We start from the raw sequence: 23731 nt of genomic DNA, 5'->3' as shown, positions 1-23731 counted from the left end.
TGACTATGGGATGTGCCACTATGACGGAACAAAATACCCCATCCGCCCCGGTTGAAGAGCCAACCACCGCGGTTGAGAGCTCCCAGCAGCCAGCCGCTGCCAGCCGCAAAGGCAAGAATACCGGCCCGGTGCTCGGCGCGATCGCTATCGTGCTGGTCATCGCCCTCGGCGCGGGCGGCTATTACCACACGCACAAGCAGGCGCAACAGCTGATCGCCGCCAACCAGGCGCTGCAGCAGCAGCTCGAAGGCGTGAAGCAGAGCCAGCAGCAGGAAAGAAACGCGCTGGAAGGCCTGCTGCAACAGCAGGGTAAAACCCTGGACGCCGCCGATCGCGAGCAGGCGAACCTGGCGCGCCAGCTGAGCGAGCTGCAGGAAAAAGTGGCGACCATCTCCGGCAGCGACGCCAAAACCTGGCTGCTGGCTCAGGCCGATTTCCTGGTGAAAATGGCCGGCCGCAAACTGTGGAGCGATCAGGACGTGACCAGCGCCGCCGCGCTGCTGAAAAGCGCCGACGCCAGCCTGGCGGACATGAACGATCCGAGCCTGCTCGACGTGCGTCGCGCCATTACCGAAGACATCGGTACGCTTTCAACCCTGACCCAGGTCGATTACGACGGCATCATCCTCAAGGTTAATCAGCTGTCCAATCAGGTGGATAACCTGCGCCTGGCGGACAACGACACCGACGAAGCGCCGATGGATCAAAACAGCAACGAGCTCTCCGGCTCGATCGGCGAATGGCGGCAGAACCTGGCCAAGAGCTGGCGCAATTTCATGGCCGACTTCATCACCATCCGCCGCCGCGACACCAGCGCCGAGCCGCTGCTGGCGCCGAACCAGGACATCTACCTGCGCGAAAACATCCGTTCGCGCCTGCTGGTGGCGGCACAGGCCATTCCGCGTCACCAGAACGAGACCTACAAGCAATCGCTGGAAACCGTCTCTACCTGGGTGCGCGCCTATTTCGACACCACCGACCCGGCGACCAAGGCCTTCCTTGAAGAGCTGGATAACCTGAGCCAACAGTCGATCTCGATGGACGTGCCGGATCAGCTGAAAAGCCAGCCGCTGCTGGAAAAAGTGATGCAGACCCGGGTGCGCAACCTGATGACCCAGTCCCCTGCCGTTCACCAGGAGGGTTAAGCCATGTTACGCGTGCTATTTCTGTTTCTGGTGGTGATCGCCAGCGTGGTGCTCGGGCCGATGTTAGCCGGGCATCAGGGCTATGTGCTGATTCAGACCGATAATTACAATATTGAAACCAGCGTCACCGGCCTGGTGATCATGCTGGTGCTGCTGTTCGTGGTGCTGTTGGCGATCGAGTGGATCCTGCGCCGAATTTTCCGTACCGGCGCCCGCACGCGCGGTTGGTTTATCGGCCGCAAGCGCACCCGCGCGCGCCAGCAAACCAAAGCCGCGCTGATCAAACTGGCGGAAGGCGACTACAAGCAGGTTGAAAAGCTGATGACACGCAACGCCGACCACGCCGAACAGCCGGTGGTGAACTACCTGCTGGCCGCCGAGGCCGCGCAGCAACGCGGCGATGACTTCCGCACCAACCAGTATCTGGAACGCGCCGCCGAAGCCGCCGACACCGATCAGCTGCCGGTGGATATCACCCGGGTTCGCATTCAGCTGGCACAGGGCGAGAACCACGCCGCGCGCCACGGCGTCGATCGTCTGTTGAACCAGGCTCCGCGCCATCCGGAAGTGCTGCGCCTGGCGGAACAAGCCTATCTGCGCACCGGCGCCTATGCGTCGCTGCTGGAAGTGCTGCCGTCGATGCGTAAAATCGAACTGCATAGTGAAGAGCAGCTGCAGGCCCTGCAGCAACAGGCTTACATCGGGCTGATGAATCAGGCGATGGCGGACGAAGGCAGCGAAGGCCTGAAGCGCTGGTGGAAAGATCAGAGCCGCAAGACGCGTCACGAAGTGCCGCTGCAAATCGCGATGGTGGAGCACCTGATCGAATGCAACGACCATGAACTGGCGCAGGAAATTGTGCTCGACAGCCTGAAGCGCCAATACGACGAGCGTCTGGTGCTGTTGCTGCCGCGGCTGAAGTCCGGCAATCCCGAGCAGTTGGAGAGAGCGCTGCGCCAGCAGATGAAACAACACGGCGCGACGCCGCTGTTGAACAGCACGCTGGGGCAGTTGCTGATGAAGCACGGCGAATGGCAGCAGGCGGCCGACGCCTTCCGCGAAGCGTTGAAGCAGCGCCCGGACGCCTATGATTACGCCTGGTTGGCCGATACGCTGGAGAAACTGCACCGTTCGGATGAAGCGGCACAGATGCGGCGTGAAGGGCTGATGTTAACGCTGAAACAGAACGGCGGCGAGTAACGCCCCGTTCGGTTGAGAGAAGCGCGGCCCCGATGCCGCGCTTTTTTTTGCCCGCGAGCTGGCTGAAGCGAAAAAAAAAACACTTGCCGCATGGCAAGTGTATAAAGAAGCAATCAGGTCTAGGACAACAGGGGCGGTGCCTCACTCAACGTTCTGCCCTGAGCGTGATGACGGGTTAGTCATCGTTCTCGTGGGCGATAGGCACCCTAAATCGGCTCTGCGTCATTCCCAGGGTTTATGAAGCCTAAGGCGAACATAAGAGATGGAATGAGCATCTACGCTGTAGATATTGCACTTGCCGTGCCAACTTTTAGATTAAAGCGACCATCCATAAAAAATAGAATTCAATACATTGAAATATATCTATTTTTTATTTAACTCCGCCTTCCTCGTCATGTGCCGCACCCTTCGTTCCATACCGACGGCAGATCTGAAGATGTCGCCTCGCAACGACGACTTAAGCCAAAGCTGATTATGTTGTTTAAAATCAATTGATTATTTGTCTCAAACTGACGACAGCATCAGGCGATACTGTCGCTGAAAACCAACAGGCTTGCCGGTATAAACAAGGCGCCAACTCCAGACCGGCAAAAAACCCGCACAGGGTTGCACAGGCTGCTCATTTTTCGTCTCGCCATGCTGAGCATAAGCTCATCCTCATAAACTGCAGACGTAAAAAAACCGACTTGCGTCGGTTTCTTTGAAAGCGTTCGGCGAGAGAGGATTACGTGCATCTTGGATGCGCGCCCTGCGGGCCGTTGCTAAAGCAACGTTGCCTCGCTTCGCGAGGCGCGAACCTCCTGCGGAGGTACTCATCCTCATAAACTACAGACGTAAAAAAACCGACTTGCGTCGGTTTCTTTGAAAGTGGTCGGCGAGAGAGGATTCGAACCTCCGACCCACTGGTCCCAAACCAGTTGCGCTACCAAGCTGCGCTACTCGCCGATTTATGTTGCTTATACTACCCGATTTATCAGACCATTGTCCATATAAATCTTATATTTATCAGATATTTTGCGTGGTGCGAAGAGAGGGACTTGAACCCTCACGTCCGTAAGAACACTAACACCTGAAGCTAGCGCGTCTACCAATTCCGCCACCTTCGCACTGTCACAAAATACTGCTAAATCTTCACTTCGTTAGGAAGTGGGGTGGCTAATGGGACTCGAACCCACGACAACTGGAATCACAATCCAGGGCTCTACCAACTGAGCTATAGCCACCATTACTACTTCTTACTCACGCGGTAATATTACCACCGCAGCTCCTGCGCACAAACTTAATGGCGCGCCCGACAGGATTCGAACCTGAGACCTCTGCCTCCGGAGGGCAGCGCTCTATCCAGCTGAGCTACGGGCGCGTAGCGCCGTTGCGGGAGGGGATACTACGGATTTACGCCAATTCTGTCTAGTGCTTTTTCGCAGAAATGTTGCGTTTGATTACGCTTTGCTCACTCCCACGCACAAAAGCGCACTCCGTAGCCCCTTTTCACCGTTTATTGGCGCGTTTCTACCCGATTTTCAGCCGGATGATGTTTCTTGTGCATGCCGAAAGCGAAGTAGCACAGGCTGACGCCGGCTAAGAAAATCGCCCCGACCAGCAGGGAAATCCGCGTATCCGGGTTGATTCCCATACCGACCAGCACGCACACCAGAAAAGCGATGGTCAGATAGTTCACATACGGGAACATGATCGACTTGAAGCTGTGGTTTTTGATCGCTTCCTTGTGGGCGCGGCGGAAATAGAGTTGGCTAATCAGCACCACGAACCACGGCACCATGCCCGGCAGTACGCTGGCGCTATAGACGTAGACGAACACCTGCTCCGGATTAGGGATGATGTAGTTCAGCGCGGATCCCACCAACAGGCAGCCGATGGTGACGGCGATGCAGTTGACCGGCACGCCGCTGGCGGAAAGCTTGGTCAACGCCGCTGGCAGCTGGCGGTTCTTGGCCAGGGCGTACAGCATGCGGCCGCCGCTGTACATGCCGCTGTTGCAGCCGGAGAGCGCGGCGGTCAACACCACGAAGTTGATGATGCCGGCGGCGGCGACGATGCCAATCTTGGCGAAGGTCAGTACGAACGGGCTACCGGTGGTGCCGATGCCGTTCCACGGGAAGATGGTAACGATGACGAAGATGGCGCCGACATAGAAGATCAGGATACGCCACAGGATATTGTTGATCGCGCGTTTCAGCGTCACCTGAGGATTCTTGGCTTCCCCGGCGGTGATGCCCACCAGCTCTACCCCCTGATAGGACGCCACTACGATGCACAGCGCAAACAGGAAGCCTTTCCAGCCGCCGGCGAAGAAGCCGCCGTGCGCCGTCAGATTAGCGAAACCAACGGGTTCACCGCCGTTGCCGAAACCGAAGAAGATCACCCCCAGCCCCACCAGAATCATCACGATGATGGTGGTGACCTTGATCATGGCGAACCAGAACTCCAGCTCACCGTACAGGCGCACCGCCGCCAGGTTGGCCAGCGCCACCATCGCCACGGCGATCAGCGCCGGCACCCACTGCGGTATTTCGGGGAACCAGAACTGCACATACACCCCAATGGCGGTGATCTCCGAAATGCCGACGGCGATCCACATAAACCAATAGCCCCAGGCGGTCAGATAGCCGAAATAGGGATTCATGTATTTATGCGCGTAAACGGCGAACGACCCGGCGACCGGCTCGAGGAACAGCATTTCCCCCATCGAACGCATAATGAAGAACACGAACAGCCCGGCGATGATGTAAGCCAGCAGCACCGATGGCCCCGCCCACTTCAGCGTACTGGCCGACCCCATAAACAGGCCGACACCGATGGTGCCCCCCAGAGCGATAAGCTCGATATGCCGGGCCTCAAGGCCCCGGTGTAGCCCTTGCGGTTTCTCTTTGTGTGCCATAAATCCTCAATAATTTTTCTCGGGTTGTGTTTGCCTGCCGGCCGCTGCCGGTCGTTATTGTCATTATTAAAAGAATAAATCATCCCCTGCCGATCGGGTTGGCATCAACGGGTAGTCGGAGCGAAGTTACCGTGAGAAGAACATCGTTCAGCGCTGGCGCAACAGGCGCAGCGGCCAGGGATAATTTCCGGGCGGTATCGTTTCGCATTTCGCCGCTATAAGCAAACCGCAATTTAAAACTTTATGGAATAAATGCGGCGGCGTTTAGGGCCGGGGGTTATAGATATGCGGGAGAAATGGGCAAAAACAGATTATTGGTATAGCAGACCGGGGCGGAACAACACTTTCCGCCCCGAATGAGGGGTTACATCTTGCCGCGGTAGTAGTAGCCGACAAACTTCAACAGCTTCAACTGCCGGCCGATGCGGCTGGGCTGGCTGAGCAGGCGGTAGAGCCACTCCAGGCCGAGGTTCTGCCAGACCTTGGGCGCACGCTTCACGTGCCCGGTAAACACGTCATAGGTGCCGCCTACGCCCATGTACAGCGCCTGCGGATGCACCTTGCGGCAATCACGCATCAGAATCTCCTGCTTCGGCGATCCCATCGCTACCGTCACAATGGCGGCGCCGCTGGCGCGAATACGCTCGAACAGCGCCTCTCGCTGCTCCGGCTTGAAATAGCCGTCCTGGCTGCCCACCAGGTTGACATTCCACTGGCTGCGCAGCTTCTGCTCGGTTTCCGCCAAGACTTCCGGCTTGCCACCGACCAGAAAGACCGGCGTGCCTTCCTGCCCGGCGCGCTGCATCAAGGCTTCCCAAAGATCGGCGCCCGCGACGCGCGAAACCTCCGCCGCCGGGTATTTGCGGCGGATCGAACGCACCATGCTAATGCCATCGGCGTACTTGTACTCCGCCTCATCCAGCAACGCATGCAGCGCCTGGTCCTCTTCCGCCTTCAGGATCTTTTCCGCGTTCATCGCTACCAGCGTGCCCTGCTTTACCCGGCCACCGTCGAACAAAAAGTCCATGCAATGCGCCATATCGCGAAAGCCCCACAGGCTGAAACCGCGCAGCTCGTACTGCGGCACCGAAATCTTTGCTTCCATCGTTCTCATTACCCTTACAAAAGACCGCTCGCCCGAGGCGGAGACGCCGGCGCGCGAGCGCGCGTCACTCTGGCCTTGATCAACCCGGCGGTATCGAACAGCCAATACAGCAACTTCGCCAGCACCAGACAGGCGCCGAAAATAATGCAGAAGAACACCACGCGCGACACGAAGGAGTCCACCCCTTCGCGCGCCAGCACGATCATGTTGAACACCGCGCCGAAGCAGAAGCCTTGCAGGATAGCCGCCTTGTAGCGGTTCGGTTCGGTTTTGCCCAACTCGTACAGCCAGTCGAACCACTTGATGATCATGCCCACCAGAATCGCACCGAGCGGAATAAACAGCGCGCCGCCCATCACGACCAGCGAACCGATCAGCGTCGGGGAAATCGCCAGCCCGGAGTGGTTGTTCAGCACTTCCCAGGTGAAATAGTTGGCCGAGTTCAGCACCACGTCCGGCCGGCCCGGCCACAGCCAGGTTGGGATAAAGACATAGAAATCACGCACGATCGGCGCCAGCCCCTGGAAGTCGATCTTGTCGTAATTTTGCAGCAGCAGCGCCAGGTTTTCCCACGGCGAGAAGGTATCGCGAGTCAGATAGAGGAAGGTATAAAACGCTTCCGCGCCGCTGACGTCCAGGCTGTAGCGCTTCAACGCCAGCCAGAACATGCCGACCACGCCGAATATGCCCGCCGCCGCCAGCATCCACAGCGTGATCCAGCCGCGCACGATGCCGATAAACAGGAACAGTGCGAAGGCGATGATGATATTGGCGCGGGTGCCGCCGACGATCACATAGGTCAGAATGCCGAACGCCACCGTCGCCACCAGGAACAAGAACCAGGCGCGCAGATCCTGTCGCAGGAAATAGACCACCAGCATGGCTGGAATGAAGAAGTAGAAGAACCGCTTAAGCGCCACGCCGGACACGTCGCTGGAGAAGATCTGGCTGTAGGAATTGAGCTTGAACAGCAGGAAGCCGTTCTGCATGAAGAAGATCCCAACGGTACCGATCGCCACCAGCGCCAGCAACACCCAGGTCATATGGGTCTCTACCCGGTTCATGGTGAACAGCACCGCGCGCGGCTGAACGCGCCGCTTGCGCAGCCGCGTCTTGTAGGTGACGTAATAGATGGCGTAAAACGCCGTCGCCGACAGCAGGGCGTACAGCAGGAACTCCACCGGCACCACCTCGACGTCAAACTGAAACACCAGCAGGCAGGTCAGCGGGAAGCCGAAATAAAACGTCAGCAAATACAGCAGCGAGAAGAAGACGTTGAAGTTAAAGCGCACGCGCCGAAACTCCTGATAGGTCAGCGTCAGAATAAACGTCAGGCTGACCAGATAGACGACAAACAGGCCGCCGAATTGCGCCAACGTCATGAGTGCTCTCCCGCCGCCAGCGCCAGGGCTTGCTGCCAGCCGTCGACATAGTTCGGATTGAAGAAGGCGATCGCCTGTTTATCCACCGCCGCCAGCTGGCGCTGCGCTTCGCGCACCACCGCCTCGTCCAGCGAATCGCCGTAGAACAGCACCGGCAGGTGCTGTTCCGCCAGATCCTGCCAGAACGGGTTCTGCCGGCTGAGCACGAAAGGCACGCCGAACTGAATCAGCAGGCACAGGGTGCCGATCCCCTGCTGGCGATTGAAAATGAAATAGCCGAGATCGCAGGCGCGCAGAATATTGAGGTAATCCTCAAACGCCACCTGCTGCGTGAGCAGCTGCAGGTTTTTCTCACCGAACAGCGGCAATCCGGCGGCGCGTACTTGCTCGATGTAGGCGTCGTTGTTGGCCGGATAGCCCATCGGCAGGATCACGCGCACGTCGGCGCCAAACTGCTGATGAATCGCCTGCAGCGCTTCGATATGCCGATTGCTACGATCGCCGGAGTTACCCACCAGAATCGTCATCGGCCCGGCCAGATTTTTTTCGACGTGAACATCGGTCAGCGCCGGGTCCATGCGGGTCGGGAAGTACAGCAGCGAGGCCGGTACCCGCACATGGCGCTGCTGGTAGTGAATCACGTCGCCACGAGTGGCGAACACGTTCCCCACCCGCCCCTGCGCAATGCGCCGCAGCAGATAGAACAGGCGGAATTTCCAGCTGGTGGCGTCTTCATACAGATCGGCGCCCCAAATATGCCAACTGACCTGGCGCGCCTTGATCTTGCCGCTCAGCAGTGCCAGCCACAGCCCCGGATTAAATTGGCCATGCAGGAAGAAACGCGCATCACGATCGGACTGGGCGCGGGCGATCACCGCCGCCGCCAAACTCTTCTTGTCGGCGTAAGGCTCAATATTAAGGGCGGGAAACGCCCCCAACGCCGCCACATCCTTGGCCGCCACCATAAAATGCCGCGTCTGCTCAGCCGGCAAACGCGGCGCCAGCACGTCGTTGAAGAAGCGCAGCACCGTCTGGTTATGATGCGGGATATCGGATCCCAGAACGTGAATCAGTGTGGTCATACTCGTCTACGATAAATAAGAAACACGCAGCTACAGAGCGCGAAATACACGATGTAGGTTGCCATATAGGCCTGAGCCGCTCCCAGCGCGCCGTGCAGCGGGATCAGCCAGTGCGAGAACAGCGTCAGCAGCAGAAACTGACTGACTTCTGTCAGGATATAAAAGCGCAGCGACGCTTTGGCGATCACCAGATAGCCGAACACATAAGCCCCGACTTTCAGCACATCGCCCACCAGCTGCCAGGCAAACAGATCGCGCATGGCAACGAATTTGTCCGAGAACAGCAGCCAAATGGCGAAATCGCGCAGCAACCACACCGTAAAGCTCGCCGCCGCTACCGCCGGCAGCACGAATTTCAGCGAGCGAACGATCTCTCGCGAGATGGCGCCCTTGTCCGTCAGCCGCGACAGCGTCGGCAGCAGATAGACGGTAAACGAGGCGGTGATAAACTGCAGATAGGCATCGGAAATACTGCTGACGCCCTGCCAGATCCCCACCTCATCCCAACCGTAATGCGCGGCCAACAGGTTACGCATCATCACGTAGGCCACCGGCAACGTCACCGAGGTGATCAACGCCATGATGGTGAATTTGCCGAGGTTGCCGGCCACCGGTTTGTCCCAGCGCGGTGCCAGATAGCGCAGCGGCAACGTTTTGCGCCGCCACAACATCAACCCTGCCGGCAACACCACCAACGCCGGCACCAGCGCCAGCCCCGCCAGCGCGCCTTCATAGCCGCCCAGCTTGAAACACAGATAGTAAGCCACCACGCCGATCAGGCTGCCGCCTATCACCGTCAGCGCATTACCCATCGCATCGCGATAGCCTTTCAGCACCGCCATAAACAGGTTGGCGTAGGCGATACCCATCTGAATGAAAGCCACGGCGCGCACCACCCCGACATAATCGGCATGCCCGAACAGCCCTATGCTGATCGGCTCGGCGGCGAACAGAAACACCAGCGCCAACAAGGTCGAAAAGCCCAGCACGATGCTCGACGCGGTGCCGACCGCCAGACGCAGACGCTGCGGATCCTGGTGGTACTCCGCCACGTATTTGGTAATGCCGTTAAAAATACCCGCGCCGGACAGCACGCCCAGCACGGTAATCAACTGGCGGAAGTTACCTGCCTGCCCCACCCCGCTGGGGCCAAACGCCACCGCCAGCAGTTTCACCACCAACAACCCCACGCCGATTTTGATCAGCGTGGAGCCGGCGGTCCATATCGATGCTTTTGCCAGCGACATATCAGGCGAAGAAGCTCAGGATAGTATTGATTACCGTACGCTGATTAACATCGGACATATTGTAGAACAACGGCAAGCGCACCAGACGCGCGCTTTCCTGTGAGGTGTATCGGTCTTCGCCGGCAAAACGACCAAAACGTTCGCCGGCCGGGCAGTCATGCAGCGGGATATAGTGGAACACCGCCATGATCTCGGCTTCCTTCAGGTAGTCGATAAAGGCTGTGCGCTCTTCGATATCACGCAGCTTGATATAGAACATATGCGCGTTATGCACGCAGTCCGCCGGAATGCTCGGCAGCTCGATGCGCCCTGCTCGCGCCAGCGGCAGGAAACTGTCGTGGTACTTCTGCCACAGCGACAGGCGGCGCTGATTGATGCGTTCCGCCACTTCCAGCTGGCCCCACAGGTAGGCGGCCTGCAGGTCAGACATCAGATAGCTGGAGCCGATGTCGCGCCAGGTGTATTTGTCGACCTGCCCACGGAAGAACTGACTGCGGTTGGTGCCTTTCTCGCGGATGACTTCCGCCCGATCGACCAGAGCCGGATCGTTCACCAGCGTCGCACCGCCTTCACCGCCGGCAGTATAGTTTTTGGTTTCATGGAAGCTGAAGCAGCCGATATGGCCGATGGTGCCCAATGCCTTGCCTTTGTAGGTCGACATCACACCCTGCGCGGCGTCTTCCACCACGAACAGGTTATATTTCTTCGCCAGCGCCATGATGGTATCCATCTCGCAGGCGACGCCAGCGTAGTGTACCGGCACAATCACGCGGGTTTTATCGGTGATCGCCGCTTCGATTTTGGTTTCGTCGATGTTCATGGTGTCCGGACGCAGGTCGACGAACACCACTTTGGCGCCGCGCAACACAAAGGCGTTGGCGGTGGACACGAAGGTAAAGCTCGGCATGATCACTTCGTCACCCGGCTGAATATCCAGCAGAATGGCGGCCATTTCCAACGACGCGGTGCAGGAAGGCGTCAGCAATACTTTCGCGCTGCCGAAACGCTGCTCCATCCACTGCTGGCAGCGACGGGTAAAGCCGCCGTCGCCGCACAACTTGCCGCTGCCCATGGCAGCCTGCATATATTCCAGTTCAGTGCCAACAACCGGTGGAGCGTTAAATGGAATCATGTCTACCTCTGTATAACCAGTACGCGGTGCTTTCAATCACGGCACCCTGTCGTTGATAGAGTCGTAATGCGGCAATATTGCTTATCTGGGTCGCGACCCGCAGGCGCTGCATCCCCTGGCGCCGACTTTCGGCGATCGCCGCCGCCATCAGCCGAGTGCCAATGCCCCGGCCAGATGCGCCGGGGAAAGCCGCCAGCAGGCCAATGCGCATTTCCTGGCCGCCCAGATTACGCAGGCTGACAAATCCCTCTGGCCGCCCCTGTTCGTCCAGTGCCAACAGGCACTGATGATCAAAAGTGCCTAAAACGGCCTTTTCGATCCACAAGGCATAAAATCGGCCGCTGTCATCAGGTTGATACCAAGGCGCGCGAAAGCGGCTGACGGTGAACGCTTGAGCCGCAGCAGCGCGCAATGCCGGAATATCGGCCTCAGTCGCCAGGCGAGAAGTCCCAGTGCCGTCACCGGATTCATCCGCTCGTCCATCCTCGAGGGCCAGGACCAGATCGACCTCGCCTTCAACCAAACGGAATCCCAATCCAGCCAGGCCATCCGCCAATGCCAGTTGCTGCGCGGGAATTTTTGCCTGCGTCAGGGCGTAAGCCGCCAAGTCGGCCTCGGCAAGCGCCGGGGCCGAGGAGGAGAAGCTAAGTTTCGCGCTGTCTAGCGCGAAAAACTCGCTTTCCCACGCCAAAGGCTCAATAGTGGCGTGGACGCACATGCAGCAGATCCAACAAATACTTGCCGTAGCCCGTTTTGGACAATGAGGTGGCGGCGCGTTTCAGCCCCTTGTCATCCAGCCAGCCATTACGCCAGGCAATCTCTTCCAGACAGGCGATTTTAAAGCCTTGGCGTTTCTCGACCGTCTGTACGAAGCTGCTGGCTTCCAACAGACTGTCGTGCGTGCCGGTATCCAGCCAGGCGAAACCACGCCCCAACAGCTCTACGGTCAGCTCACCGCGCTCCAGGTACATCTGGTTGATGCTGGTGATTTCAAGCTCGCCACGCTCGGAGGGCTTCACCTGCTTGGCGAACTCCACCACCTGGCTATCGTAGAAGTACAGACCGGTCACCGCCCAATCGGATTTTGGTTTCTTCGGCTTTTCTTCGATCGACAGCGCGCGGAAATTGTCGTCAAACTCCACCACGCCAAAGCGCTCGGGATCCATCACCTGATAGCCGAACACGGTGGCGCCTTCGGTGCGGGCCGCAACGGTTTTTAATTTCGGGCTGAAAGATTGGCCGAAGAAGATGTTATCTCCCAACACCAGGCAGCAAGAATCGCCGTTGATAAATTCCTCGCCGATCAGAAATGCCTGCGCCAGACCTTCCGGCTTAGGCTGCGCAGCGTAGCTGAGATTGACACCGAACTGTTCCCCGTTGCCTAACAAACGTTCGAAGGACGGCAGATCTTCCGGGGTCGAGATGATCAAAATGTCACGGATCCCCGCCAGCATCAGCACCGACATCGGGTAATAGATCATCGGCTTGTCGTAGATCGGCAGCAGTTGCTTGGACACGCCACGAGTGATCGGATGCAGACGCGTACCGGAACCGCCAGCCAGAATAATACCTTTCATACTTACTCCAAAACCCGCCGCTCCGCCGCAAAGCGGCGCGGCGTTAAATTAATCTGACAAACCCAAACGCTCGCCGGCATAAGAGCCGTCTTGCACCCGTCGCCACCAGGTTTCGTTAGCCAAATACCAGGCCACCGTCTTACGAATGCCGCTTTCGAAAGTTTCCTGCGGCCGCCAACCCAACTCACGATCGATTTTGCCGGCGTCGATAGCGTAACGCATATCGTGGCCCGGGCGATCCTTCACATAAGTGATCAGATCGCGGTAGTTCGCCACGCCCTGTGGTTTGTTCGGCGCCAGTTCTTCCAGCAGATCGCAAATGGTCTGCACCACTTCGATATTCTTACGCTCGTTATGACCACCGATATTGTAAGTTTCGCCCACCACACCTTCGGTCACGACCTGATAGAGCGCGCGTGCGTGATCTTCGACATACAGCCAGTCACGCACCTGCGCGCCGTTGCCGTATACCGGCAGCGGTTTGCCGGCTACCGCATTCAGGATCACCAACGGAATCAACTTCTCCGGGAAGTGATAAGGACCGTAGTTGTTCGAACAGTTGGTGACGAGGGTCGGCAAACCGTAGGTACGCAACCAGGCACGCACCAGATGATCGCTTGACGCCTTGGAGGCGGAGTATGGGCTGCTCGGCGCATACGGCGTGGTTTCGGTGAACAGATCGTCGGTACCGTGCAAATCGCCGTACACTTCGTCGGTGGAGATATGATGGAAACGGAAAGCCAGCTTCTTCTCCGCCGCCAACGGCTGCCAGTAGTGGCGCGCCGCTTCCAGCAGGGTGTAAGTGCCGACCACGTTGGTCTCGATAAACGCCGCCGGGCCGTCAATAGAGCGATCGACGTGGCTTTCCGCCGCCAGGTGCATCACCACGTCCGGCTGATACTGGGCAAATACCCGATCCAACTCGGCGCGATCGCAGATGTCGACCTGCTCGAAAGCATAGCGCTCGCTCTCAGCCACCACCGCCAACGACTCGAGGTTACCGGCATAGGTCAGCTTATCCACCACCACCACGTTATCGCCGGTAGCCTCGATGATGTGCCGCACGACTGCGGAGCCAATGAAACCGGCACCACCGGTAACTAAAATACGTTTCAACGCCATACTCCTTTGGTATCAACAACCCATGTTTGTTTTACATCTTCCGGCCGGATGGCCTTGAACTGCTGGTGATCGACCAACATCACGATCACGTCGGCCTGCTGCAACGCCTCAGCGATCGGCGTCAACGTCACATGGCCCGCCAGCGCCTTCGGCAGCTGTTCTACATTCGGTTCCACCGCCAGCGTTTCGCCAACGTGCCATTCGGCGATCAGGTGAGCGACTTCTACCGCCGGGCTTTCACGCAGATCGTCGATATTCGGCTTGAAGGCCAGGCCGAAGCAGGCGATTTTCACCTCAGACGCACGCTTGTCGGTGGCGGCCAGGCAATCGGCCACCGCCGCTTTCACCCGATCGACCACCCACAGCGGTTTGCCGTCGTTCACCAGACGCGCGGTGTGGATCAAGCGTGCCTGCTGTGGGTTCTGCGCCACAATAAACCACGGATCGACGGCGATGCAGTGGCCGCCGACGCCTGGCCCCGGCTGCAGAATATTCACCCGCGGGTGGCGATTCGCCAGGCGAATCAGTTCCCAGACGTTGATCCCCTGTTCGGCGCAAATCAACGACAGTTCGTTAGCAAAGGCGATGTTCACGTCGCGGAAGCTGTTTTCCGTCAGCTTGCACATCTCGGCGGTGCGCGAGTTGGTAACCACGCATTCCCCCTCGAGGAAAATCTTGTACAGCTCGCTGGCGCGCGCCGAACACTTCGGCGTCATGCCGCCGATCACGCGGTCGTTTTGAATCAGTTCCACCATCACCTGCCCCGGCAACACGCGCTCTGGGCAGTAGGCGATATTCACGTCCGCCGCTTCGCCCGCTTGCTGCGGGAAGCTCAGATCGCTGCGCGCCTGCGCCAACCATGCCGCCATCTGTTCGGTGGCGCCCACCGGCGAAGTGGACTCAAGGATCACCAGGTCACCCTTTTTCAGCACCGGCGCCAGCGATTTCGCCGCCGCTTCAACAAAGGCCAGATCCGGCTCATGGTCGCCTTTGAACGGCGTAGGCACCGCGATCAGGAACGCATCGGCCGCCAGCGGTTTGGTTACCGCCTGCAGGAAACCGCCGTCGACAGCCTCCTTGACCACTTTGTCCAGATCCGGTTCGACGATGTGGATCGCACCGCGGTTAATGGTATCTACCGCATGTTGGTTAACATCTACGCCCACCACTTTTTTCTTGCGGGAGGCAAACGCCGCCGCCGTTGGCAAGCCGATATAACCCAGGCCGATAACCGAAATAGTGTTAAAACTCATAGCGTCACCTGATGATTCTTTAAAGCCTCGAGGATACGGTGACAAGCATGCCCGTCACCGTATGGGTTGTGCGCCCGGCTCATGGCGTGATATTCGCTTTCGTCCGTCAACAGCCGGGTCACCGCTTCAACAATTTTGGCCACGTCAGTGCCGACCAAACGCACCGTGCCCGCATCTATCGCCTCCGGGCGTTCGGTGGTATCACGCATCACCAGCACCGGTTTGCCTAACGACGGCGCTTCTTCCTGAATGCCACCCGAATCGGTGAGGATCATGTAAGCGTGCGTCATCAGATAGACAAACGGCAGATAGTCCTGCGGTTCGATCAGCATGACGTTGTCGATGCCTTTCAAAATGCGATTCACCGGCTCGCTGACGTTCGGGTTGAGATGCACCGGATAAACCACCTGCACTTCCGGATGGTTGCGAGCGATCTCCGCCAGCGCGCTGCAAATTCGCTCAAAGCCGCCGCCAAAGCTTTCGCGGCGATGGCCGGTGACCAGAATCAGTTTCTTGTCGGCGTCGAGGAACGGGTAACGCTGCGCCAGGCTAGCCCGCAATGCGGCATCGCTCATCACGCGATCGCGCACCCAGAACAGCGCGTCGATCACCGTATTGCCGGTCACGAAAATGCGGTTGTCAGGCAGCAGCTCGCGCAACAGATTTTGGCGTGAGTTCTCGGTTGGCGCGAAATGGTACATCGCCAAATGGCCGGTCAGTTTGCGGTTGGCCTCTTCCGGCCAGGGAGAATACAGATTGCCGGTGCGCAGGCCGGCCTCGACATGCCCGACAGGGATGCGTTGATAGAACGCCGCCAGGCTGGTCGCCAGCGTGGTGGTGGTATCGCCGTGCACCAGCACCACGTCCGGTTTGAAATCTTCCAGCACCCCTTTCAACCCTTCCAGAATGCGGCAGGTGATCTCCGTTAGCCCCTGGCCGGGTTTCATGATGTTCAGGTCGTAATCCGGCGTGATCTCAAACAACCGCAAAACCTGATCCAACATCTCTCGATGCTGTGCCGTTACGCAGACTCTTGCGTCAAAGGCCTCGTCCTGGGCCAGTGCATGTACCAGCGGTGCCATCTTAATGGCTTCAGGCCTGGTGCCGAAAACAGTCAACACTTTCACAGCGAATCTCTTTTGGTCGGTTAATCGCAGGCCCCGCCTGCGAATGGGGCGCTCACGCGCCCTGCATCAGATTATTGTATTATTTTTTTAATTACGCGGCCGACGCGCCAAGGCAACACCCGCGCCAACCAAAGCGCCCATCGCGCCCCACAGAATCAGCCAGAAGACCCGGCGTGGGCTGTCGCGTTTTACCGGCTCTTCCGGCGTACGCAAATAGCGATAGGTTTGGAACTTCTCATCCAACGTCGGGCCAACGTTCAGCGTCGCCAGCATCGCACGGTTCTGATCGTAATCCAGATCGTAGGTCGGGCCGGAAGCCTGCAGGCCTTCCAGACGTGCCTGCAGCATTGGCCGGCCCAACAGGAACAGATCCGAATCCGGCAGTTGTTCGGCCGGGGTGTCGGTTTGTGTACGGCTGATCCCCTGGCTCTCGGCGATTTTCAGCGCCTGCTGCGTGGTGTTCAGCTCACGCTTGTAAACCGACTCCGCCACCGCTTCCTGGCGCTTGACCTGCGCCTTCATCGAGGTGGTGCGGGCGGCCCAGGCGCCCTGAATTTCTTCGTTCAGGTGCAGGGCCGCGCGGTGGCTGGCGAAGGCCACGTATTGGCGCAGCAGACGGTTGGCGTCCGCAGCGGTTTCCGCCGTCAGCTTCACGCCGTCGTTCGGCACTTTCTTGTCGTCGCGCGGCGTGAACAGGATGTTGTTGATCAGTTCGTCGAGCAATGCCGCATCGGCGCGGGCATCCCCTTCCTGACGCTGCTTGTAGTAATCGCTCTGCAGCCAGAAATCGCGACGCGTATCATAAGCCGCTAGCTGCATGATGAACTCATTGTATGCTTCGTCCGCGATGCTCGGCTGATCGCCGGCCGTCGCCGGCAACGTACGCACGTCCAGATTACGCAGGAACTGCTGCTGCGAGTAGTAACCGCCCAGCGCATTCACCGTAGGTCTGTCCGTGATTGCGGTGGCGCTCCACTCTTGCTTAACCAGGTAAGAGACGATCAGCGCGACCGCCGCGAACAGCACCGCAATGCCGATAATCCACGGTTTGCCGCGCCACAGGGTGCAGCACAGGCCGCGGATATCGAGTTCGTTATCCACCGCCGGGGTATGCTTGTCAGACGTTGTTTCTGGATTCATCACAGCCAAAAAGCCTCTGGTTAAGATACTTGCTTGTTATCGCCCGAACGCCGCAAGCGGCGCTTGATACGCTTAATGTACCGCGCAACCCGCCAGGCGCGCTTGATGCAGTAACCGTACAGGAAGAAAGCAAGCAAGAATAATGCCAACATAACCCACTCTGGGATAAAAGTCAGGCGCTCGCCGATCACGCCAACCGCCGCCAGCAAGGCGGCCGCCAGGGTGATCAACACGAAAGCCTGCCGCGGCGTAAAGCCGGCGCGCATGATCAGGTGGTGAATATGTTGACGATCGGGAGAGAAGGGGCTCATCCCCTTGCGTAAACGACGATACATGATTGCTATCATGTCCATCAGCGGAATAGCGATGATCCATAGCGCGGTCACCGGGTTAATCGAGTGTGCCTTTCCCTGCGAGCTTTGCAGCAGCAGCCAAATGGCGGTAAAGCCGATCAGGGTACTGCCGGCATCCCCCATGAACACCTTATAACGGCGGCCGAGGATACCGAGGTTGAGCAAAATATAGGGAACGATGGTGGCGATCATCGCAAAGCACCAGAACGCCAGCTCATGATGGCCGCTCAGGTACAGCAACAGGCCCAGCGCGCCGAAGGAGACGCACGACAGTCCCCCCAGCAGACCATCGATGCCGTCGACCATGTTGAAAGCGTTGATCGCCGCCCATACCGCGAACAGCGTCACCAGATAGCCGAACGGCCCCAGCAGCATCTCCCAGTCGCCCAGCACATGGCCGAAGCTGCGCAGGTACAGCCCGGCGAAGACCATCATGGCAATGCCGACCAACGCCTGCACCAGGGCGCGAATTTTAACGCTGATGTCGAAACGATCGTCAAGCGCCCCCACAAACACCAGAATGCCGGCGCAGGTAAGATAAAGCTTGGCGTGTGCGATAGGTTGCTCGGAAATCCAAAACGCGAAGCACAACCCGGCATAAACGGAAATACCGCCGACCAGCGGAATCAGCCCCTGGTGGCGTTTGCGATAATTGGGTTTATCTACCAGACCAATACGTTTTGCCGCCTTGCGGGCAACAAAGAGAAAAGCCAAAGAAAACAGGAAAACAAATAGAATTTCAGTACTCATAGTGAGTAAGTTCACAGTTAACAGATCTCTGTAGAAGATAAGGCAGCTTACCACGGGCAATAGCTTGTGCCATCGGCCCCCGCCACCTTTCGGTCATTTCCTATGACAACGGTGATTCATGCCTATTTTCTTCGCTTCGGCTGACAAAATGACAGCAGCAAAGCCGATCGGCGCAGAACCGACCGACAAACAAGATGAATTCTCAATAAGTCGAGGAAACAACTTACTTTTCCATTACTGCTACTTATCGTATCCGCCAAAAGCGAAAAACGCCACGACTAGGCGTGGCGTTCAGCGAATTTTTTAACGAATTATGAGCGTTTCATCATATCGAAGAATTCATCGTTGGTTTTGGTCATCGCCAACTTATTAATGAGGAACTCCATCGCGTCAATCTCACCCATCGGGTGAATGATTTTGCGCAGGATCCACATTTTTTGCAGCTCTTCGGAGGTGGTGAGCAGCTCTTCTTTACGGGTACCGGAACGGTTGTAATCGATCGCAGGGAATACGCGTTTCTCGGCGATTTTACGCGCCAGGTGCAATTCCATGTTGCCGGTGCCTTTAAATTCTTCGTAGATCACTTCGTCCATCTTCGAACCGGTATCAACCAGCGCAGTCGCGATGATGGTCAGGCTGCCGCCCTCTTCCACGTTACGCGCCGCACCGAAGAAACGCTTCGGACGGTGCAGGGCGTTGGCGTCCACACCACCGGTCAGCACCTTGCCGGAGGCCGGTACCACGGTGTTGTAGGCACGCGCCAGACGGGTGATGGAGTCGAGCAGAATGATAACGTCTTTCTTGTGTTCAACCAGGCGCTTGGCCTTCTCGATCACCATTTCGGCCACTTGCACGTGACGCGAAGCCGGCTCGTCGAAGGTCGAGGCGATCACTTCGCCTTTCACCAGACGTTGCATCTCGGTCACTTCTTCCGGACGCTCGTCGATCAGCAGCACCATCAGCACGCAGTCTGGGTGGTTGTAGGCGATGCTCTGCGCGATGTTCTGCAGCAGCATGGTTTTACCGGCTTTCGGCGGTGCCACGATCAGGCCACGTTGGCCGCGGCCAATCGGCGCCGCCAGATCCAGTACGCGCGCCGTCAGGTCTTCGGTCGAGCCGTTGCCGCGCTCCATCCGCAGACGTGAATTGGCGTGCAGCGGCGTCAAGTTTTCGAACAGGATCTTGCTGCGGGCGTTTTCCGGCTTGTCGTAGTTGACTTCGTTGACTTTCAACAGGGCAAAATAGCGCTCGCCTTCTTTTGGCGGACGAATCTTACCGGAAATGGTGTCACCTGTGCGGAGGTTGAAACGGCGGATTTGGCTAGGGGATACATAGATGTCGTCGGGACCGGCGAGGTAGGAACTGTCTCCAGAGCGGAGGAAACCGAATCCATCCTGCAATATCTCGAGCACGCCGTCGCCGAAGATATCTTCTCCGCTTTTCGCATGTTGCTTCAGAATGGAGAAGATAATGTCCTGCTTGCGCATGCGGGCAAGGTTTTCCAGCCCCATATTTTCGCCGAGAGTAATCAGCTCAGAAACCGGCGTATTCTTTAATTCGGTAAGATTCATAATGGTGGGTTCTTAAACTCGGGGTATGTCTCGAACTTGTATCGTGAATGGTATGGCAGCGAAATGCGTGCCTGTCTACTGGACGTTCGATCACCGGGCGCAGAGCCGTCGCGGTAAGAAATGGCTTACATCGGGCGTACGCATTGACGGTTGAAGATCGAAGGTACCTTAAAAATGATTTTGCAAAACCGTTTGATTGCCAAAACACGGGCTGAGTTCAGTTTACTTTCAACGCCAGTGGTTCAACACAGAGTATAGCTTTAGATTCAAACTCTTTAGATTTAAAACTTCGGGCAAGTTCTATATGCAGTGTGGTTAAACTTAACACGCTTCTTGGCAGGCGTCTAGCGGTGAATTGAACATCACCGCCAGCCGCCTGATATGGGGCTTCCCGCCCGATTACAGATTCGCGTTCAGGAAATCTTTGAGCTGACCTTTGGACAACGCGCCCACCTTGGTCGCGGCCACTTCACCGTTCTTGAACAGCAACAGCGTAGGGATGCCACGGATACCGTACTTAGGCGCGGTAGCCGGGTTCTGATCGATATTCAGCTTGGTGATGGTCAGCTTGCCTTCGAACTCTTCGGCAATCTCATCCAGAATCGGAGCAATCATCTTGCACGGCCCACACCATTCAGCCCAGAAATCGACCAGGATCGGCCCTTCCGCTTTCAGCACATCGGCTTCGAAGCTGCTGTCAGTCAGGTGAATAATTTTATCGCTCATGTTCTACTCCACAGGATTATGTCTACCTTGTTGGTGTAGCATTAACCAACTCAAGGTGATTTTATTGCACCGCGTTTATTTCAACGGATGTGCTTTCGTAAAGCAATAGTTAGCTGATATTCTACCACACTATGAGCAAAACACACTTGACCGAACAGAAGTTTTCCGACTTCGCCCTGCACCCGTTAGTCCTTGAAGCCCTTGAGAAAAAAGGGTTTCACAATTGCACGCCCATCCAGGCGTTAGCATTGCCGCTCACGCTCTCCGGGCGTGACGTTGCAGGTCAGGCGCAAACCGGTACCGGAAAGACGCTGGCGTTTTTGGCGTCTACTTTTCACTATTTGCTGACTCACCCGGCGAAACAGGATCGCCAGACCAATCAGCCGCGCGCCTTGATCATGGCGCCTACGCGTGAACTGGCGGTGCAAATCCACTCCGATGCGGAAGCTCTCTCCCAGACCACCGGCCTGAAACTGGGCCTGGCCTACGGCGGCGACGGCTACGACAAACAGCTGAAAGTGCTGGAAAGCGGCGTGGATATTCTGATTGGCACCACCGGCCGTTTAATCGATTACACCAAACAGAACTATGTCGATCTCGGCGCGATGCAGGTTGTCGTGCTGGATGAAGCCGATCGCATGTACGATCTGGGCTTTATCAAAGACATCCGTTGGCTGTTCCGTCGCATGCCTGCGGCCGATCAACGCCTGAACATGCTGTTCTCCGCCACCCTGTCCTATCGCGTACGCGAGCTGGCCTTCGAGCAGATGAACAACGCCGAATATGTTGAAGTGGAACCGGAACAGAAAACCGGCCACCGCATTAAAGAAGAGCTGTTCTACCCGTCCAACGAAGAAAAAATGCGTCTGCTGCAGACGCTGATCGAAGAAGAGTGGCCGGATCGCGCCATCATCTTCGCCAACACCAAGCACCGCTGCGAAGACATCTGGGGCCACCTGGCCGCCGACGGTCACCGCGTCGGCCTGCTGACCGGTGACGTGGCGCAGAAAAAACGCCTGCGCATCCTCGACGACTTCACCAAGGGCAACCTCGATATCCTGGTCGCCACCGACGTCGCCGCGCGCGGTCTGCACATCCCTGCCGTCACGCACGTTTTCAACTACGATCTGCCTGACGACTGCGAAGACTACGTGCACCGCATCGGCCGTACCGGCCGCGCAGGCGCCAGCGGTCACTCCATCAGTCTGGCTTGTGAAGAGTACGCGCTCAACCTGCCGGCGATCGAGACCTATATCGACCACAGCATTCCGGTGAGCAAGTACAACAGCGATGCGCTGCTGACCGATCTGCCGGCGCCGAAGCGCCTGTCGCGTCCGCGCGGCGGCAACGGCCCACGTCGCAACTCCGCGCCTCGTCGCGGCGGCGCGCCGCGCAACAACCGTAAACGTTCGAGCTGATCGCCATGCTCAGTTCCAGCACGCTTTATGCTGCCATCGATCTCGGCTCCAACAGCTTCCATATGCTGGTGGTGCGCGAGGTGGCCGGCAGCATTCAGACTCTGGCGCGGATCAAGCGCAAAGTGCGCCTGGCGGCCGGGCTGGATCAGAACAATCACCTGTCGCATGAGGCCATGCAGCGCGGCTGGCAGTGTCTTCGGCTGTTCTCCGAACGCCTGCAGGACATTCCGCGCGAGCAAATCCGCGTTGTCGCCACCGCCACGCTGCGTCTGGCGTCCAACGCCGATGAGTTTCTGCAGGCCGCCGAGCACATCCTCGGCTGCCCGGTACAGGTGATCAGCGGTGAAGAAGAGGCGCGGCTGATTTATCACGGTGTCGCACACACCACCGGCGGGCCGGATCAGCGGCTGGTCGTCGATATCGGCGGCGGCAGCACCGAACTGGTCACCGGCACCGGCGCGCAGGCATTGCAGCTGTATAGCCTGTCGATGGGCTGCGTCACCTGGCTGGAACGCTACTTCAGCGATCGCAACCTCGCGCAAGAAAACTTCGAGCGCGCCGAACAGGCCGCGCGCGAAATGGTGCGGCCGATCGCGCCACAGCTGCGCCAGCAGGGTTGGCAGGTTTGCGTCGGCGCTTCCGGCACCGTGCAAGCGCTGCAGGAGATCATGGTGGCGCAAGGCATGGATGAGCGCATCACCCTGGCCAAATTGCGCCAGCTGAAACAACGCGCCATTCAGTGCGGCAAGCTGGAAGAGCTGGAGATAGAAGGGTTAACGCTGGAGCGCGCGCTGGTGTTTCCAAGCGGCCTGTCCATTCTGCTGGCCATCTTCCAGGAGCTGGGCATCGAGAGCATGATGCTGGCCGGCGGGGCGCTGCGCGAAGGCCTGGTTTACGGCATGCTGCATCTGCCGGTGGAACAGGATATCCGCATTCGCACTATCCGCAACCTGCAACGTCGTTACCTGATCGATACCGAGCAGGCCGAACGCGTCAGCCAGCTCGCCGCCAACTTCTCGCAGCAGGTCGCCAACGAGTGGCAGTTGGATGCGCGATGTCGCGAGCTGCTGCACAGCGCCTGTCTAATCCACGAGCTCGGCCTCAGCGTCGATTTCAAGCAGGCGCCGCAACATGCCGCCTACCTGATTCGCCACTTGGATCTCCCCGGCTTTACCCCGGCGCAGAAAAAACTGCTGGCCACCCTGCTGCAAAACCAGAGCAACACCCTCGACCTGTCGCTGTTGAACCAGCAAAACGCCCTGCCGCCGCGCACCGCGCAGCGTCTGTGCCGCATTTTGCGCCTGGCGATCATCTTCGCCAGCCGCCGCCGCGACGACACGCTGCCGGCGGTGCGTTTACGCGCCAATCAGGATGATGAACTGACGGTGATCTTGCCGCCAGGCTGGCTGGAACAGCATCCGCTGCGTGCCGAAGCGCTGGAGCAGGAAAGCCACTGGCAGAGTTACGTCCACTGGACGCTGCGGCTGGAAGAGCAACGTTGA

General features: G+C 58.1%; 19 protein-coding genes, 4 tRNA genes and 1 other RNA gene. 4 read left to right on the top strand and 20 right to left on the bottom strand.

The window, feature by feature from the left end:
• The first annotated feature begins 20 nt into the window (after positions 1 to 20).
• Entirely contained in the window at positions 21 to 1145 is a 1125-nt protein-coding gene (gene hemX, locus ACRAWE_RS21595; protein ID WP_063918208.1) for a uroporphyrinogen-III C-methyltransferase, read from the top strand.
• A 3-nt stretch (positions 1146 to 1148) separates the two neighbouring features.
• Entirely contained in the window at positions 1149 to 2345 is a 1197-nt protein-coding gene (gene hemY / locus ACRAWE_RS21590) for a protoheme IX biogenesis protein HemY (RefSeq protein ID WP_019452550.1), read from the top strand.
• A gap of 707 nt (positions 2346 to 3052) precedes the next feature.
• On the opposite strand, the gene ACRAWE_RS21585 is transcribed toward hemY, so the two are convergent.
• From ACRAWE_RS21585 to trxA, 20 genes are all read right to left on the bottom strand, one after another.
• A non-coding RNA gene (locus ACRAWE_RS21585) (RtT sRNA) lies at positions 3053 to 3181 on the bottom strand.
• Positions 3182 to 3213: 32 nt separating this feature from the next.
• Positions 3214 to 3290 (bottom strand) — tRNA-Pro (locus ACRAWE_RS21580).
• A 74-nt stretch (positions 3291 to 3364) separates the two neighbouring features.
• A tRNA-Leu gene (locus ACRAWE_RS21575) sits at positions 3365 to 3451 on the bottom strand.
• Between the two features lie 41 nt (positions 3452 to 3492).
• Positions 3493 to 3568 (bottom strand) — tRNA-His (locus ACRAWE_RS21570).
• Between the two features lie 60 nt (positions 3569 to 3628).
• Positions 3629 to 3705, bottom strand: a tRNA-Arg gene (locus ACRAWE_RS21565).
• Positions 3706 to 3840: 135 nt separating this feature from the next.
• Positions 3841 to 5244, bottom strand: coding sequence for a bifunctional threonine/serine APC transporter ThrP (gene thrP, locus ACRAWE_RS21560; protein WP_019452551.1), 1404 nt, complete (start codon positions 5242 to 5244; stop codon positions 3841 to 3843).
• Between the two features lie 364 nt (positions 5245 to 5608).
• Positions 5609 to 6349 (bottom strand): lipopolysaccharide N-acetylmannosaminouronosyltransferase, encoded by a 741-nt coding sequence (wecG, locus tag ACRAWE_RS21555; protein WP_019452552.1) that lies wholly within the window; start codon positions 6347 to 6349, stop codon positions 5609 to 5611.
• A gap of 14 nt (positions 6350 to 6363) precedes the next feature.
• A complete protein-coding gene (gene wzyE, locus ACRAWE_RS21550) occupies positions 6364 to 7731 on the bottom strand; it encodes an ECA oligosaccharide polymerase (protein WP_432525867.1) in 1368 nt (455 codons plus the stop codon).
• On the bottom strand, positions 7728 to 8813 hold the full coding sequence (locus ACRAWE_RS21545; RefSeq protein WP_432525866.1) for a TDP-N-acetylfucosamine:lipid II N-acetylfucosaminyltransferase: 1086 nt from the start codon (positions 8811 to 8813) through the stop codon (positions 7728 to 7730). The genes wzyE and ACRAWE_RS21545 overlap by 4 nt, the downstream gene beginning before the upstream one ends.
• A complete protein-coding gene (gene wzxE, locus ACRAWE_RS21540; protein ID WP_432525865.1) occupies positions 8810 to 10060 on the bottom strand; it encodes a lipid III flippase WzxE in 1251 nt (416 codons plus the stop codon). Before wzxE ends, ACRAWE_RS21545 begins: the two co-directional genes overlap by 4 nt.
• A 1-nt stretch (position 10061) precedes the next feature.
• Positions 10062 to 11192, bottom strand: a complete 1131-nt coding sequence (rffA, locus tag ACRAWE_RS21535; protein ID WP_432525864.1) for a dTDP-4-amino-4,6-dideoxygalactose transaminase — start codon at positions 11190 to 11192, stop codon at positions 10062 to 10064.
• Entirely contained in the window at positions 11179 to 11910 is a 732-nt protein-coding gene (rffC, locus tag ACRAWE_RS21530) for a dTDP-4-amino-4,6-dideoxy-D-galactose acyltransferase (RefSeq protein WP_432525863.1), read from the bottom strand. The genes rffA and rffC overlap by 14 nt, the downstream gene beginning before the upstream one ends.
• A complete protein-coding gene (gene rfbA, locus ACRAWE_RS21525) occupies positions 11888 to 12769 on the bottom strand; it encodes a glucose-1-phosphate thymidylyltransferase RfbA (protein WP_432525862.1) in 882 nt (293 codons plus the stop codon). The genes rffC and rfbA overlap by 23 nt, the downstream gene beginning before the upstream one ends.
• A 48-nt stretch (positions 12770 to 12817) precedes the next feature.
• Positions 12818 to 13891 (bottom strand): dTDP-glucose 4,6-dehydratase, encoded by a 1074-nt coding sequence (rffG, locus tag ACRAWE_RS21520; protein WP_432525861.1) that lies wholly within the window; start codon positions 13889 to 13891, stop codon positions 12818 to 12820.
• Positions 13882 to 15144, bottom strand: a complete 1263-nt coding sequence (wecC, locus tag ACRAWE_RS21515) for a UDP-N-acetyl-D-mannosamine dehydrogenase (RefSeq protein WP_432525860.1) — start codon at positions 15142 to 15144, stop codon at positions 13882 to 13884. Before wecC ends, rffG begins: the two co-directional genes overlap by 10 nt.
• Positions 15141 to 16271: a non-hydrolyzing UDP-N-acetylglucosamine 2-epimerase gene (gene wecB, locus ACRAWE_RS21510; protein WP_432525859.1), complete on the bottom strand. Its 1131-nt coding sequence runs from the start codon at positions 16269 to 16271 to the stop codon at positions 15141 to 15143. Before wecB ends, wecC begins: the two co-directional genes overlap by 4 nt.
• Before the next feature lie 87 nt (positions 16272 to 16358).
• The gene (gene wzzE, locus ACRAWE_RS21505; RefSeq protein WP_432525890.1) at positions 16359 to 17411 is read right to left on the bottom strand and encodes an ECA polysaccharide chain length modulation protein; all 1053 of its coding nucleotides are present in this window, start codon (positions 17409 to 17411) and stop codon (positions 16359 to 16361) included.
• 20 nt (positions 17412 to 17431) lie between these two features.
• On the bottom strand, positions 17432 to 18529 hold the full coding sequence (gene wecA, locus ACRAWE_RS21500) for a UDP-N-acetylglucosamine--undecaprenyl-phosphate N-acetylglucosaminephosphotransferase (RefSeq protein WP_432525858.1): 1098 nt from the start codon (positions 18527 to 18529) through the stop codon (positions 17432 to 17434).
• Between the two features lie 296 nt (positions 18530 to 18825).
• Positions 18826 to 20085, bottom strand: coding sequence for a transcription termination factor Rho (gene rho / locus ACRAWE_RS21495; RefSeq protein ID WP_004934188.1), 1260 nt, complete (start codon positions 20083 to 20085; stop codon positions 18826 to 18828).
• A gap of 399 nt (positions 20086 to 20484) precedes the next feature.
• Positions 20485 to 20811 (bottom strand): thioredoxin TrxA, encoded by a 327-nt coding sequence (gene trxA, locus ACRAWE_RS21490; protein WP_004934187.1) that lies wholly within the window; start codon positions 20809 to 20811, stop codon positions 20485 to 20487.
• 131 nt (positions 20812 to 20942) lie between these two features.
• Here trxA and rhlB point away from each other — a divergent pair, with 131 nt between their 5' ends.
• Both rhlB and ppx read left to right on the top strand, forming a co-directional pair.
• The gene (gene rhlB / locus ACRAWE_RS21485) at positions 20943 to 22229 is read left to right on the top strand and encodes an ATP-dependent RNA helicase RhlB (RefSeq protein WP_025160400.1); all 1287 of its coding nucleotides are present in this window, start codon (positions 20943 to 20945) and stop codon (positions 22227 to 22229) included.
• Positions 22230 to 22234: 5 nt separating this feature from the next.
• Positions 22235 to 23731: an exopolyphosphatase gene (gene ppx / locus ACRAWE_RS21480; protein ID WP_432525857.1), complete on the top strand. Its 1497-nt coding sequence runs from the start codon at positions 22235 to 22237 to the stop codon at positions 23729 to 23731.

The sequence above is a fragment of the Serratia sp. BFP-2025 genome, assembly GCF_050880365.1.
GTDB classification, from domain to species: domain Bacteria; phylum Pseudomonadota; class Gammaproteobacteria; order Enterobacterales; family Enterobacteriaceae; genus Serratia; species Serratia surfactantfaciens.
The sequence above is the reverse complement of the archived record's forward strand: the minus strand, read 5'-3'. Positions and strand labels throughout refer to the sequence as shown.

Coding starts and splice junctions, on each gene's coding strand:
- rhlB (WP_025160400.1), top strand. CDS start 20,943: ATGAGCAAAACACACTTGACCGAACAGAAGTTTTCCGACTTCGCCCTG.
- wecG (WP_019452552.1), bottom strand. CDS start 6,349: ATGGAAGCAAAGATTTCGGTGCCGCAGTACGAGCTGCGCGGTTTCAGC.
- wzzE (WP_432525890.1), bottom strand. CDS start 17,411: ATGAATCCAGAAACAACGTCTGACAAGCATACCCCGGCGGTGGATAAC.
- ACRAWE_RS21545 (WP_432525866.1), bottom strand. CDS start 8,813: ATGACCACACTGATTCACGTTCTGGGATCCGATATCCCGCATCATAAC.
- rho (WP_004934188.1), bottom strand. CDS start 20,085: ATGAATCTTACCGAATTAAAGAATACGCCGGTTTCTGAGCTGATTACT.
- wzxE (WP_432525865.1), bottom strand. CDS start 10,060: ATGTCGCTGGCAAAAGCATCGATATGGACCGCCGGCTCCACGCTGATC.
- thrP (WP_019452551.1), bottom strand. CDS start 5,244: ATGGCACACAAAGAGAAACCGCAAGGGCTACACCGGGGCCTTGAGGCC.
- hemX (WP_063918208.1), top strand. CDS start 21: ATGACGGAACAAAATACCCCATCCGCCCCGGTTGAAGAGCCAACCACC.
- hemY (WP_019452550.1), top strand. CDS start 1,149: ATGTTACGCGTGCTATTTCTGTTTCTGGTGGTGATCGCCAGCGTGGTG.
- ppx (WP_432525857.1), top strand. CDS start 22,235: ATGCTCAGTTCCAGCACGCTTTATGCTGCCATCGATCTCGGCTCCAAC.
- wzyE (WP_432525867.1), bottom strand. CDS start 7,731: ATGACGTTGGCGCAATTCGGCGGCCTGTTTGTCGTCTATCTGGTCAGC.
- rffC (WP_432525863.1), bottom strand. CDS start 11,910: ATGTGCGTCCACGCCACTATTGAGCCTTTGGCGTGGGAAAGCGAGTTT.
- rffG (WP_432525861.1), bottom strand. CDS start 13,891: ATGGCGTTGAAACGTATTTTAGTTACCGGTGGTGCCGGTTTCATTGGC.
- rfbA (WP_432525862.1), bottom strand. CDS start 12,769: ATGAAAGGTATTATTCTGGCTGGCGGTTCCGGTACGCGTCTGCATCCG.
- trxA (WP_004934187.1), bottom strand. CDS start 20,811: ATGAGCGATAAAATTATTCACCTGACTGACAGCAGCTTCGAAGCCGAT.
- rffA (WP_432525864.1), bottom strand. CDS start 11,192: ATGATTCCATTTAACGCTCCACCGGTTGTTGGCACTGAACTGGAATAT.
- wecC (WP_432525860.1), bottom strand. CDS start 15,144: ATGAGTTTTAACACTATTTCGGTTATCGGCCTGGGTTATATCGGCTTG.